This window comes from Kribbella sp. (assembly GCF_035687465.1).
Lineage (GTDB): Bacteria > Actinomycetota > Actinomycetes > Propionibacteriales > Kribbellaceae > Kribbella.
This window is the reverse complement of record NZ_DASRXP010000297.1, coordinates 1-12,639: the sequence shown is the minus strand read 5'-3', so window position 1 is coordinate 12,639 and position 12,639 is coordinate 1. Positions and strand designations below refer to the sequence as shown.

Here is a 12,639-nt window from a genome sequence, read left to right as displayed (position 1 = left end):
GGTGTCGGCGAAGATCGGGTCGTCGAGGCGGATGCCGGCGGCTGATCTGGTGCGGAGGGTGGCGACTAGCCAGTTGGGGAGGCCGAGCGTGCGGTTGCCCGCGGCGGATTTGGTGTGCTTGCGGAGGAGGCCCTCGACCTCGACGCCGGAACCGTCAACATCACCCACACCATCGTCCGCATCAAGCGCGAGGGCCTCCTCCGCAAGCACACCAAATCCGCCGCAGGCAACCGCACCCTCGGCCTCCCCAACTGGCTAGTCGCCACCCTCCGCACCAGATCAGCCGCCGGCATCCGCCTCGACGACCCGATCTTCGCCGACACCCTCGGCGGCTACCGCGACCCCACCAACGTCCGCCGATCCCTCCGCACAGCCCTCTCCCCCGTCGGCAGCACCGCCCGCCGCGACCTAGGCCTAGCCCTCCACGCCGCCCGCCGAGAAGCCGGCCTAACCCGCGAACAAGTCACCAAGACCCTCAACTGGCCCAAGACCAAAATCGAACTCATCGAAACCGGCCGAACCAAAGTCGACCGCACCACGGCCACCACCCTCCTCTCGACCTACACCCGCACCCCAGAAGCAACCGAAGCACTCCTCACCCAGGTCGACCAAGCCGCCGAACCAGTCCCCACAGACACCCTCACCTGGATCACCTCCCACGCCTTCCGCAAAGCCGTAGCCACCGCCCTCGACGACGCCGGCCAAACAGCCCGCGGCGCCGCCGACCAACTAGGCCACTCCCGCGTCTCCATGACCCAAGACCACTACTTCGACCGCAAAGCCCCCAACCCCGCCGCCACCCAAGCCCTCCAACAAGCCTTCGAAGACCCCGACCTCCTGTGATGGACCCATCGTCGCCGCGTCCAGCTGCCGATGAATGCGCGGGACTGCGCGAACATGTTCCAGTTCTACGCCCAGGACTCGGACCGCTTCACCGGCGACCGAGACCTGGACCTGGTCCGCGAACTCAACCCGGAGCTCCAGTCCTTCGCCGCCTGGCTCGCCAAGCACAAAACGAGCTCAAAGCGGCAACCAACTGACGTTCTTCAAGCTTGACGCGGCGGCTCGCCCCGGCAAACCCGAGCCGCCATCCAAGGCAGCCGATCTGCCCACCGTTTCGCATCACTAGGCACCGTTTGGCAACGTCCCACGGAGCAGAGACAGAGCAGGAGCCCACGCGATACAGCGAGGTTGCGGCGTCGATTGCGTGCGCTGCGGCCGGAGCGTAGAGCCCGGAATCAGACCTTGCTGGGCGAGGTGACCGGCGAGCTGACCGACGATGACGCTGTTCGGGCGAGTTCGGCCGGTTCATCGAGTCGCGCCAGCTTCCGCGGGTTTGCCATCGCGTAGATCTGGGTGATCCGCCCGTTCTCCACGACGAGGCTCAGCGCAGCCAGCTCGCCGTCGATCTCGATCCGGCCCGCAGGCGCGCCGTTGAGCCACACGGTCGTCGTCTCGAACGTGGCCACCACCCGGTTCAGGCGCGCGAGCAACTTCGCCACCAGTTCGGCCCCGTGAATTGGAGCCCGAGTGGCGGGCACAAGCCCGCCACCATCGGCGATCAGGACCACGTCCGGCGCCATGATCTCCATCAGTTCCCGCAACTGCCCGGTTCGCAACGCGAGCAGGAACCGCTCCACCACGGCCTGTTGCTCCGATCGACTCACCTGCACCCGCGGCCGCCGAGCCGCCACATGCTCGCGTGCTCGCCGCGCGATCTGCCGAACCGTGGCCGCGGACTTACCGATGGCCTTGGCGATCTCGCCGTACGGTATCTCGAAGACCTCGCGCAGCACGAACACCGCCCGCTCGGTCGGCGTGAGCGTCTCCAGCACCAGCAGCATCGCCATCGAGACGCTGTCGGCCAGCTCGACGTCCTCGGCCACGTCGGGCGCGGTCAGCAGCGGTTCGGGCAACCAGGGGCCGATGTAGGACTCCTTGCGCCGGGTGAGCGTACGCAGCCGGTTGAGCGCCTGCCGGGTGATGATCCGGACCAGGTAGGCACGCTTATTCCGCACCGTGTCGAGATCGACGCCCATCCACCGCAGCCAGGTCTCCTGCAGGACGTCCTCGGCGTCGGCAACTGAGCCAAGCATCTCGTAGGCGACTGTGAAGAGCAGGTTGCGGTGGGCAACGAACACCTCAGTAGCGGGGTCTGGGCGGCCGTTCTCATTCACGTCCCGCCACGACCTCCGGCGCGGCCCGCAACATGCCGGCCATGGGCGGCTCCTGACTCTCGGTTCTCGACTGTGTCATCCATAAGACACCGGCCCCACCGTTTTGTGACACCGAACGACAAAGCAGGGGCCCGAAGATGATCAACACCACTCGTCGACCTCCCTGAAGAGGCAGATGCCGGCCCCGCAGTACGGCGAGGCCGAGGCTGCGGGGCGCTGACACCCCATGCTCATCGAAGTCGATGTCTGCCCACGCGCTCTAATACTCCAGCCGTAGATCGTGATCTCGATGGTGAGGGGCGTCGAGGCGGCAGGTGTCCAGCGTGGATCATCTCGCCCGAGATCGCCCATGCCGTCGCGGGCGTCGGCTCCTTCTCCGTCTACCCGAGTTCACCGCGACGGAGGGCGTCCCTTATCTCGCTGAGCTTCGCGGTCGTTGCCGGGGTCCGCTCCTGTGCTTGTTCAGCGAGTCGGAGGGCATCGTCGATCTCGCTGAGCTTCCTGGAGGACAGGACGGCCGCCCGCTCTATCAGGTCGTCCCGGGACACGGTGGTCAGCCACGTGCACGGGGTGAAGCCTGGACGCGGGAACGCGAGCCGCAGCACGCCTTCGAGCGGCAGCCCTTCACCGGCGCCGACCGTCACTTCGATGCCCAGACCCGTGATGTCGAGGCCCGCCGGAGCGACGACCTGCATCACCTGGAACCCGGACGCGTCGTCTCCTGACAGCAGTACGACCAACCTCCGCTCGTCGAACTGGACCCACCAGACTTCGCCACGTTGCACAAGCCCTCCGATACACAGGACGGCAGGCAGACGCTGCGCGACCTGACGCGGTGTGGAGACGGGTGCGGCCACCGTTGATCATCGGTGTGTGACGACAAACGATCATGCGGTGGCCGCAGGTCACAGCGTAGACCCTGCCTGCTGGCAGGGAGGCGTTCGAGGGCCTGATGAGCCGGATAGCGGGACGCTTCACACGGGTCGAATCCCGACGCCGGGCCCGGAAGTTGGTACTCGGCCTGTTGTCGGTCCTGCCGCGCAAGAACTGCTGGACCATCGCCAGTGGGCCGGGGACAGGACCCCGGACGGCATGCAGCACCTGCTCGGGAGGGCGAAGTGGGATGCCGACCAGGTCCGCGACGAGGTGGGTGACTACGTGGTGGAGCATCTGCACGACGACGACGAGGCGGTGCTGGTGGTCAACGAGACCGGCGACGTGAAGAAAGGCACCGACACCGTTGGAGTCCAGCGGCAGTACACCGGCACCGCGGGCAGGTCGCCGTCTACCTGGTCTACGCCGGCCGCCGCGGGTACGCCGCAGTTGACCGGGAGCTCTATGTTCCGCGTTCCTGGACCTCCGATCCCGACCGCTGCCGGGCCGCCGGCCTCGGTGACAATACGGAGTTCGCGACCAAGCCGGAGCTGGCCGCTCGCATGGTCACCCGATTCCTCGATGCCGGCCATCGGGCCGCCTGGGTCGCGGGAGACGAGGGCTACGGCGGCAACCCGAGGCTGCGCACCGCGCTGGAGGAACGCGGCACCGGCTACGTCCTCGCGGTGGCCTGCTCGCACGAAGTCACCACAGGCGCCCGGAGGTTTCGCGCCGACATGTTGGCCAGGAAGATGCCCAAGAAGGCCTGGCAGAAGCTGTCCGCAGGGGCCGGAGCCAAGGGCCACCGCTTCTACGACTGGGCCGTCATCGACCTCACCGATCCCCGGCCCAGGAGCCGGCAGCTGCTGATCCGCCGCAACCGCAGCACCGGCGAACGTGCCTACTACCGCTGCTCTCGCCTGCCGCAGTGCCGCTGACCACCCTGGTGCGCGTCGCTGGATCAAGGTGGCGGGTCGAGGAGTTTTTCCAGACCGGCAAGGGCCTGGCGGCCCTGGACGAGCACCAGGTCCGCCGCTACCCGTCCTGGTCCCGCTGGGTCACCCTGGCCATGCTCGCGCATGCCTTCCTCGCTGTCCTCCGCGCGAACGAACACGAGGGTCATCCCTCGCCCGACGAGCTGATACCGCTCACTTGTGACGAGATCCAACGACTGTTCATCACGCTCGTCAACCGGACCGTCTTTGACCCTGCCCACCGACTTCGCTGGTCCGTCTGGCGACGCCGCCACCAGGCTCGATCCCAGACCAGCCACTACCGGCGTCAAGCCGCTCAAGCATGAAGATCACGATCAACGGCTGTAGTACTAACGAGCACTACAAGTACGGGGAGTACGTGTTGGCAAGGGCGGCAACCCGGTCGGCGCTGGTTGTTTGATCCACCGAGTCATCCTGGAGGTCGATGCCGCCGGCCAGCCAGCCGCCATCGATGGTGAACACGCTGCCGGTGATGAACGCCGCGCTGTCGCTGGCCAGGAATGCGACCAGGTCGGCGACCTCCTCGCTGCGCCCCGGTCGGCGTAGTGGAAATCGGCTGTCGATGTCGAGTTCCTCGCCCATCTTCTGCAGGAGATCGTTGCTGGCGATGTACCCCGGGCAGATGGTGTTGACCCGGATACCGATCGGTCCCAGCTCCAGGGCAGCCGACTTGACCAAACCGATCACACCGTGTTTCGACGCCGAGTACGCCGATGACATCCGAACACCGGTGAGCCCGGCCGCCGACGAGGTGACCACAACCGAGCCACCACCCACGTCGCGCATCGCCCGACCCGCCGCCTGCAGACCGAGCATTACACCGCGCAGGTTCACCGCCATCGTGCGGTCCCATTCCTCCAACGGGTACTCCAGAACACCTGCCCAGTGCCCCGTTCCGGCGTTGAGATGTGCGATGTGTACGGCGCCGTAGCGGGCAACTGTCTCGCGGACCATCGCATCGTTGTCCTCGGGCGATGCCACGTCGACCCGCAGCCCGAACGCCTCGCCACCAGCAGCCACGATCTTCTCGGCCGTCCGCTCAACGCGCTCGACGTTACGTCCGGCACAGCACACCCGCGCTCCCAGGGCCGCAAGCGTTGCCGCAGTCGCCGCGCCGATACCGGACCCCGCCCCGGTCACGACCGCCGCCTTCCCGGCCAGCGAACCCGTTCCTTGCTCCGTCATAGTCATCAATTACTTCCCTGTCCTGATCCGAGATCGAGCCCTCTGGTCCGACATGAGACGTCAGCGACTCGGTCCTTTGTGACACCGCAGCTACATGACGTGCGCCACAAACAGGTGATCAGCATCAGAGATGTCGTCGTTCGTACGGCGGCGCACGTCACACCGGCGTGGTGTCACACATGCAGCGCCGTCGGTGTCTAGTGCCCGACAGTTACACCACAGAGCAGCCGGCAGGGACGCCCGCGAACGGCATCGCCTGGCAGGCTGCGACGAAGGGTTCCGCCAGATCGAGGACGAACCCAAGTCGCCCGCACCTCAGGAGAAACTTATGAACCTCGCCCTCTGGATCGCTGCCGGGCTGCTCGCCGCCGTCGCCCTGTCCGGCGGCATCAGCAAGGCCTTCATGCCCAAGGGCAAGCTGGACGAACTGAGCGCGAAAACCGGTGGGGGATGGACCATGCACGCAAGCGCTGCCTTCGTCAAAACCCTCGGGGTCCTCGAGATCCTGGCCGCGGCTGGCCTGACTCTTCCCGCCGCGCTCGACATCGCACCGGTAATGGTGCCAGTGACAGCCGTCTGCTGGATCCTGTTGATGATCGGAGCAATGATCACCCATGGTCGCCTTGGGCAGTACAAGTACGTCGCGCTGAATCTCGTCTACCTCGCCCTTGCCGCCTTCGTGGCCTGGGGCCGCTTCGGCCCCGAATCCTTCACCGGCTGACTCGGATAAGTCGCCAGCGGATCGTGCCATGCGGTTCGGCGGTACCGACGCTGACTGCCGTGTGCGGCGTGACGAAGTAGAGCTCGGCCACGGCGGCGGTCCGCACTCGGCGCGCAGCAAGCGGCTCCTGCGGACCGCTCGGCCGTTCCCGACCAGCGTGCACGAGCCGATTAGCTCCCAGGGCGACCGCCTCATGAGGTGGACTCATTCTCCGGGGCGAGCCGGGAATTCATGGTGAGTTTGACCTCGCCGTAAGGGAGCACTTGCGACCAGAACAGCGGGGTCAGACCACGCTCGTCCTCGGCGGTGAGCACGCATCCCAGTCGGGATCGGCGAGGATGTTCTGGATCATGACCGTATTGACGTAGACCATGGCGGCCTGGCAGATCCGCAGGCACAGCACGCTCATCTCATCTTCGTCGCGCCGGTTGGACACCAGTTCGGAGTTCTTGCCGTAGAAGATGATCGAGTTCTGCCGTCGGCGGACCTCGCACCGGCTGGGACCTGCACGAACTGCGGCACTCGGGCCTCACTCACCTCGGCGAATCCGGTGCAAGCCTGCTCGAGCTCATGGCGAAATCCCGGCACCGCAAACCCGAGAACCTGCCCGCTACTTCAAACCGTCCCGGCAGGCCATGCGCGACCTCACCTGCTCGACCCGATCGCGGTCGCTGACAGCCGCTTCACCTGCGCCTACGCCATATCCGCCCGCTTTTCGGCGAATACTACGGCGACCCCGATGAGCGGGACCTGGCGACGTGATCGCCATTCAATGGCGCAGGTAGGCACCTCGGCCCCTGACACGATCATCGCCGAGAGGTCAGGCCGTCGTGATCTGACGGAAGACTGGTAGGCCGAGATCGGTCGAATCGCGGCTATCAACAGGAGGTTGCTGCTTGGCCAGGCTCGCGAGCTTGGCCTGCGCGGCGCGGAGGCTGACCTGGAGTCCGGCGACTTCTCCATGCCACCCGTTGAGCTTGGCCTCGGCTATCCGTTCGGCCAGGTTGTGGGCGATCTCGGCCAGCCGCTGCCGCTGCCGAGGATCGATCCGGAGCATCGGGCAGCGGATGCAGGCGTGCTCGTGGATACACGGGCTACCGTAGGGGCGGCTGCAGGTGCCGAGCTGGAACGCCCGATAGGCGCGGATCAGTTCCTCATCGAAGATCGCTAGATACGCCTGGGTCGTCGCCAGACTGCGATGCCCGAGAAGCTTCGCCGCGATGTGGGCCGGGAGTCCGCCCGCGACGGCATCGGTGGCGAACATACGGCGGAAGTCATGCGGGGTGAACCGGAGCAGCTCGCCGGCGTTGTCCCGAAGCCCCGCGCGCTGCAGGGTGTTGCTGAGCAGCCGCTGGACCGCCCCGGCACCCATCGCGTAGGCCCGCCATCCGGCCTTGCGCTGGAACAGATGCGGCAACAACGGGCTGTCGACGCGCTCATGGGCGTCATAGCGCGCGACCAGTGGGATGGTGCCGCCGTTCTGGGCGCGCAGCCGGGTGATCATGCTGGCCAGCACGCTCGCGAGCTCAGGGCTGATCAACAGGACGCGCTCCTCATCGGTCTTCGAGGGCACGACCTGCAGCATGGGAACGAGTTCGCCGGTATCGGCCAGCCGGTAGGAGACCAGCGCCAGGTGAGTGATCTCGACCAGCTCCTCGAGCCGGACTCCGGTGTGGCGCAGTGTTTCGATGACCGCCCAACTCCAGAATGCATCATCCTCGGCTTTGACCACGTCGATGCGTTCACCGGTCGCCGTATCGTCGATCAGCGCCTTGTGGATGAGGTAGCGACCCGGGTGGCGCAGGGATGCTGCAGTCTGGGTCCGTCGATAGGTCACGCCGTCAAAGGTGAAGAGCTCACCGACGTCAACGGCGGCCGCTACGGCGAGCAATTGCCGCTGCTCGGCCTTGTGCCGTTCGGCTGTCTCAACCAGTTCAGGCAGTTTCGGCAGCCGCTCGCGGATGCGTTGATGGATTCGTGCCGTTGTTGCGCGCTTGACCTTGGCCTGTCCAGCCTGGTCTCGAGGCCGGACCGGCGAAGGCGCAGCCCACTGTGCCCAGCTCGCATCCTCCAGCGCCCACTCCTGGATATCGAGGTAGAACCCTCGAACCCGTCCCATCACACTCGACGCAGTCCTGCGAGGCTGGCCATCGGCTTTGAAGCGGACGCGGTGGCGCCACGCCTCCGCGACGTCAACCGGCAGATGCAGCGAGTTAGCTCCCGGGTGATGCCGTTCGATCAGCCCAAAACAGGTTCACAAGATGGGCGGCCAGGGTGACAAATGAGCTGTGGTCCATCGCAGGGCGGCGTTCGTTCAGGTACCGGATTAGCAACCGCCGGATCTCCGGGTTCTGGATCCGGTACCGATCCACCAAGGCGACGGCAGTCTCCGGTCCTTTGCGTTGCACACTGGCCAGCGCCAGCATCGTCTCTTCGGCAGAAACCGCACCGGTTTCCTGCAGCATCTCCCAGGCCGCGCGGTAGCCCTCACCTGACTTCCCGTCCAGACGCGACCGTACCCAGGTTGTGTACTCGTGTAGATCGGCCGCCGCCAGTTCATCGACGGCCTTGCCGGTGTGCAGGACTACCTTGGTCAGCAGCACACCACTCGTGATCTGTGAGCCAGTGAGCCAGTGAGCCAGTGAGCCCCAGCGTCACCCCGGCGCTCTCGACCTTCCCGAACGCAGCGACGCCGAGATAGCGGCGAAGCGTCGCAGTCGCCGAGGAACGGTACTGGGCCAAGCAGTCGTAGCTCGGCCGCAACACATGGACAAGCATCAACGCCCTGAAGCCAGCCTGCACGATCTGCCGATCGTTCGCCAGCGGGACTGCCTGCGAATGGGCGATCACAGCACTGATCCAGTCCATGCCCCGATCGGCGCCAGAGGCAACCCATCGATCCCGCCACCCAGCTCCCGGAGAACTGTTGATCCAGTCCAGGATCGCCCGCGCACCTCGTGTTGCCCTCGATCGGACATTCGGCGGGAACGCCTGCGTCGAGGGAGGTTCGGTGACGAGCTGTAGGACATCCGCAACAGTCGCGTGGTCGTGGGTTCCTGCCGGCCCCGGGAGCGCGTCGCCTCGCAGCCGCCACAGCGTTTTCGGGTCGGCACTTCGCCAGGCCGGTCCAGCAGCCACGGTCATCGCGGGGCACCACCGAGAAGGACATCTAGGTCGGCGATGTCATAGCCGTGCGCCGCGGTCGGCGCCGCTGCAGAGTCGGCGTCGCGGCGGTTGTTGAGGTGCTGGTGAACGCGGCGGATCACCTCAAGATCGTCTTCTTCGAGATAGATCTCAGTGGTGCTCAGGTGCGCGTGGCCAAGGATCGTCTGCACATCACGCATCGACAACCCTTCATCGCGAACCATCCGTAGCGCACAAGTGTGGCGTAGATCGTGCATCGTCCAGTTCGCACCCAACAGATCGTTTGCCCGGCGCAGCATCGCTCGAAGCGCGTCATAGGTGAGTGGCCGATATGCCAACGGTTCGTCGCCTAGGCTGCGGCGCCGCAACGTCCACCACAGCGTCGATCCCGGCGATCGCGGCGCGAACTCGCTCAGATACAGGCGAAGCCACATGAACGACTCCGGGCTGGCTGGTAGCCACTGCTCCGCCCTCGTGCCCTTGCGGCGCACCCGGACAAGTTGATCACCCCAGTCGACATCGCCGCCACTGATACCCAGCAGCTCGCTGGCCCTGGCCGCCGTACTGATCGCCAGGGCAAGAAGCGCCCGATCCCGGTCCGACCGCAACGACCCGAACAAGTCGTCCCAACGCTCATCGGGCATCGCACGCGGAGCCCGTTTAGGAACCGGAGGGTTGTACCGCAACCGGCCCTCCGGCCTGAACGGCTCCAACGGGTTGTGATGCGCATTCGGCCGGCCACCACGAACCCGATCACGAGGAACCGGGTTGAGCAACGGTCCCTCACCACGTTCGATCCAGTATTCGTCGAAAGACCGCAGTACCGCGTTGTTGTGCCGGATCGTCCGCGGCTGATAGCCATCGTCCAGATACCGCTTACGGGTCACCGGATTCACGCCCACCCGCCGTGCGCCAGCTGGCCGCATCGCAGAATCCGGCTTGGCCGAACGCATCATCCACAAGACTAGATCCCGCGTCTCCGTGGCCGTCGCTCGATCCCAGCGGACCTCGACCACCGCTAGGAAACGCCACCAGCGCTGCAACACGTACGCGTAACTCCGCACGCTGCCAGCACTGTTGCCCTGGGCGACGAAGTCCCGCAGAAACCGGTTGATCGGCTCAATAGTCACACCGCGTGCGTCGATGGCGAGCCAGGGAACGACGTCACCGCCCCGCACCACCCGGCCAGTACGCGGTAACACCAACGCACAGACATCCCGCTGAACCTCGAACATCGACGCCATTCAGGGCCTCCTCTGGATCGGATGCCAGCGTCCTCTCGACACCCGCCTCCGCAGCACCGACACACAGGGATCTGACCACGTAGTTCGGTCAACACGTCAGCCTCGACCGGGCGGCCGCCGTGCCCGTCCGGCCGGGAACGGTCCGATAGTGTCCGTTCCAGTTCCGACCACGGGATCGGCGGGTTGTTGTAGCCCACCGTCACCACCTCCACTGCGCTCGGATGGCCTTGTCCGGCTGTGATGTCTCAGGACATGGGTGACGGTTCTGCATCAGGACATCGGTGACACTGGATGTGTCAGGACATCGGTGACGATTCAGGGGTCTTGGCGTGGGCCGCGGGGGTGGCCGTTGCCGACGTATGTCACTCCGGGCGCGGGCCTGGTGTGCTCGATGAGGATCTCGCCTTCGAGGTCGGTGACGGTGATCTTGTCGCCGGCGGTGATGACGAGGACCTGCTGGAAGCCTCGTCGCCCGTCGACCATGTACTGGACCTTGTTCAGGATGAAGACGCCGTTGCTGGTCAGCTTCTTGACGATGGTGTCGTCGGGCAGGTCTGTGGGCACCGGTGCCCGGGTGAGTCGGGGCCGGCTGGCGGGACGGCGGATCAGGTCACGTGTGGGGCGAGGTGTCTCGGTTTCGCGGTGGCCTCCCAGGCGGTCAGGGGCGTGATGCGGCCGGGCAGTCCTTGGTGGGGGCGCTGGGTGTTGTAGATGTGGTCGAAGGCGTCGACCTGGGCCTGCAACTGGGCCAGATCGGTGGCCAGCGGCTGCTTGTCGAGGTAGCGGAACAGGGTCTGGTGGAAGCGTTCGTTCTTGCCCTGGGTGGTCGGCTTGTAGGGCTTGCCGGTGATCGGCCCCACGCCCAGGGCCATCACGTGGACGACGAGCTGGCCCAGGAGCCCGCGCCGCGACGGGTTGAGCGCGGACCCGTTGTCCGACAGCAGCCGTTGGGGCACGCCATGGGCGGGCCGTTTTGACGGCATCGTTCACGCATCCGATGCCATGTCGGCGGCATTCCCCAACTGGATGACGAAGGCCAGCGACAGCACAAGTGACGAGGACGGCAGCCAAGCACTCAGCGAGAGTTGCGTCAGAACGCGGGCGATGAGCTGAGACAGTGTCTCGCTTGCCTTGCCGGATGCTGCCTTCTCGGGCGCGGGTTGGTCGGGGCCGGACGAACCTCCTGCTTCCGCCATGTCTCAGTGGTACCGCTTCGGGACCTCAGCAGGACGTATCTGGTCTGGCGTGGCGCATTCTGTCGTCAAATTCGATCGCCTGTGGACTGTCGATGGTCGCCGCTACGCTGACCACGGCAGTGCGCGGTGGGACACTGCGCATCACGCCGTTCGATGCGATTGGGCACCAGCGATCAGCAAATCCCAGGGCCGCCGCAGATAGCGGTGAACAGGCTCAAGGTATGCGGCAGGAGGACAGGTTGCCTCTCATAGATCGAATCAAGCGCGCACTCGACATCGGCGTCGACACGGACAAGTTCGAGCGCACAGCCATCGCCCTGTTGCAGAGCCGCTACCCGTCCATCTCCCCTGTCGAAGCAGGGAAGGACATGGGGCGTGATGGCGACATCTACGCAGTGATTGCTGACGACCCGGAGAGTCGCGGACGCGTACTCGCCACAACCGGGGATCCGCTCGCCAACCTCAAAAGAAGTCACAAGAGCTGGCAAAAGCACGAAGGCTTCCGCGTAGACAAGATCGTCATCGTCTGCTCGAAAGACATCACCGCATCCGCTCGGGCGAAGATGGACGAGTACTGCCAGACCCAGTCGCCGAAGCTTCCCCTTCCGGAGTACTTTGGGCGCGACTGGCTGGTAACGGAACTTGTCCGCAGCGCCGAGTGGAGGCAGCTTCTCACTGGCGTGACAGGGCGGATGGATTCGCTGACTCCCAGGCCCTTCACAATCGACGGCCAGAGCACTGCGCTGGTCGGTCGAGATCAGGAGATCGCCGACATCAAGTCGTACGTACATCGCGGCGACGATGTCCTGCTGATAGGAGTACCCGGCGTCGGCAAAAGCCGGCTGCTGCTCGAGGTCGGTCCGGATGAAGGCCTGGTGTTTGCGGTTCCGGAAGCCGCTCAATACCTCGCGGACGACCTCCTCATAGTGGCACCGTCATGTGTCGTGGTCGACGACGCCCACCTTCATCAAGACTTCCTGCGAGAGCTCATCCGCCTGCGGCGTCAAGAGGGGCTGAAGTTCAGCGTGGTGGCATCGACCTGGCCCGACCAAGCTGAGACAACAGCCGACGAACTCCCTGGTGGCCGTCCAGTATCCCTAGTGT

Annotated in this window: 13 protein-coding genes and 2 pseudogenes; 5 read left to right on the top strand and 10 right to left on the bottom strand. The window is 65.6% G+C overall.

What is annotated here, in order from left to right; all coding sequences use genetic code 11:
• Positions 1 to 114: 114 nt before the first annotated feature.
• Both VFG33_RS15020 and VFG33_RS15015 read left to right on the top strand, forming a co-directional pair.
• A complete protein-coding gene (locus VFG33_RS15020; protein WP_325026742.1) occupies positions 115 to 843 on the top strand; it encodes a helix-turn-helix domain-containing protein in 729 nt (242 codons plus the stop codon).
• Between the two features lie 30 nt (positions 844 to 873).
• Positions 874 to 1,056: a hypothetical protein gene (locus VFG33_RS15015; RefSeq protein ID WP_325026740.1), complete on the top strand. Its 183-nt coding sequence runs from the start codon at positions 874 to 876 to the stop codon at positions 1,054 to 1,056.
• Between the two features lie 182 nt (positions 1,057 to 1,238).
• On the opposite strand, the gene VFG33_RS15010 is transcribed toward VFG33_RS15015, so the two are convergent.
• Both VFG33_RS15010 and VFG33_RS15005 read right to left on the bottom strand, forming a co-directional pair.
• The gene (locus VFG33_RS15010; RefSeq protein ID WP_325026738.1) at positions 1,239 to 2,177 is read right to left on the bottom strand and encodes an RNA polymerase sigma-70 factor; all 939 of its coding nucleotides are present in this window, start codon (positions 2,175 to 2,177) and stop codon (positions 1,239 to 1,241) included.
• Between the two features lie 380 nt (positions 2,178 to 2,557).
• A complete protein-coding gene (locus VFG33_RS15005; RefSeq protein ID WP_325026736.1) occupies positions 2,558 to 2,962 on the bottom strand; it encodes a type II toxin-antitoxin system PemK/MazF family toxin in 405 nt (134 codons plus the stop codon).
• A gap of 109 nt (positions 2,963 to 3,071) precedes the next feature.
• Here VFG33_RS15005 and VFG33_RS15000 point away from each other — a divergent pair.
• Positions 3,072 to 4,350, top strand: a pseudogene (locus VFG33_RS15000) (IS701 family transposase).
• Between the two features lie 34 nt (positions 4,351 to 4,384).
• On the opposite strand, the gene VFG33_RS14995 reads toward VFG33_RS15000, so the two are convergent.
• A complete protein-coding gene (locus tag VFG33_RS14995; RefSeq protein ID WP_325026734.1) occupies positions 4,385 to 5,236 on the bottom strand; it encodes an SDR family NAD(P)-dependent oxidoreductase in 852 nt (283 codons plus the stop codon).
• A 322-nt stretch (positions 5,237 to 5,558) separates the two neighbouring features.
• On the opposite strand from VFG33_RS14995, the gene VFG33_RS14990 reads away from it, so the two are divergent.
• A complete protein-coding gene (locus VFG33_RS14990) occupies positions 5,559 to 5,951 on the top strand; it encodes a DoxX family protein (RefSeq protein ID WP_325026733.1) in 393 nt (130 codons plus the stop codon).
• A 283-nt stretch (positions 5,952 to 6,234) separates the two neighbouring features.
• Here VFG33_RS14990 and VFG33_RS14985 read toward each other — a convergent pair whose 3' ends face one another.
• The 7 genes and pseudogenes from VFG33_RS14985 to VFG33_RS14955 all read right to left on the bottom strand — a co-directional run bounded on the left by VFG33_RS14985 (position 6,235) and on the right by VFG33_RS14955 (position 11,535).
• Positions 6,235 to 6,414, bottom strand: coding sequence for a Tn3 family transposase (locus VFG33_RS14985; RefSeq protein ID WP_325026744.1), 180 nt, complete (start codon positions 6,412 to 6,414; stop codon positions 6,235 to 6,237).
• A gap of 357 nt (positions 6,415 to 6,771) precedes the next feature.
• Positions 6,772 to 8,070, bottom strand: coding sequence for a tyrosine-type recombinase/integrase (locus tag VFG33_RS14980; protein WP_325026731.1), 1,299 nt, complete (start codon positions 8,068 to 8,070; stop codon positions 6,772 to 6,774).
• Positions 8,071 to 8,164: 94 nt separating this feature from the next.
• A complete protein-coding gene (locus VFG33_RS14975; protein ID WP_325026728.1) occupies positions 8,165 to 8,554 on the bottom strand; it encodes a hypothetical protein in 390 nt (129 codons plus the stop codon).
• 537 nt (positions 8,555 to 9,091) lie between these two features.
• Positions 9,092 to 10,339: a tyrosine-type recombinase/integrase gene (locus VFG33_RS14970; RefSeq protein ID WP_325026726.1), complete on the bottom strand. Its 1,248-nt coding sequence runs from the start codon at positions 10,337 to 10,339 to the stop codon at positions 9,092 to 9,094.
• Positions 10,340 to 10,654: 315 nt separating this feature from the next.
• A complete protein-coding gene (locus VFG33_RS14965) occupies positions 10,655 to 10,903 on the bottom strand; it encodes a hypothetical protein (protein ID WP_325026724.1) in 249 nt (82 codons plus the stop codon).
• Positions 10,904 to 10,962: 59 nt separating this feature from the next.
• Positions 10,963 to 11,298 (bottom strand): annotated as a pseudogene (locus VFG33_RS14960) (integrase core domain-containing protein); the annotation flags it as partial.
• 27 nt (positions 11,299 to 11,325) lie between these two features.
• On the bottom strand, positions 11,326 to 11,535 hold the full coding sequence (locus tag VFG33_RS14955; RefSeq protein ID WP_325026723.1) for a hypothetical protein: 210 nt from the start codon (positions 11,533 to 11,535) through the stop codon (positions 11,326 to 11,328).
• A 92-nt stretch (positions 11,536 to 11,627) separates the two neighbouring features.
• Here VFG33_RS14955 and VFG33_RS14950 point away from each other — a divergent pair.
• The coding region (locus VFG33_RS14950; protein ID WP_325026721.1) for an ATP-binding protein at positions 11,628 to 12,639 on the top strand (1,012 nt) is incomplete at its 3' end.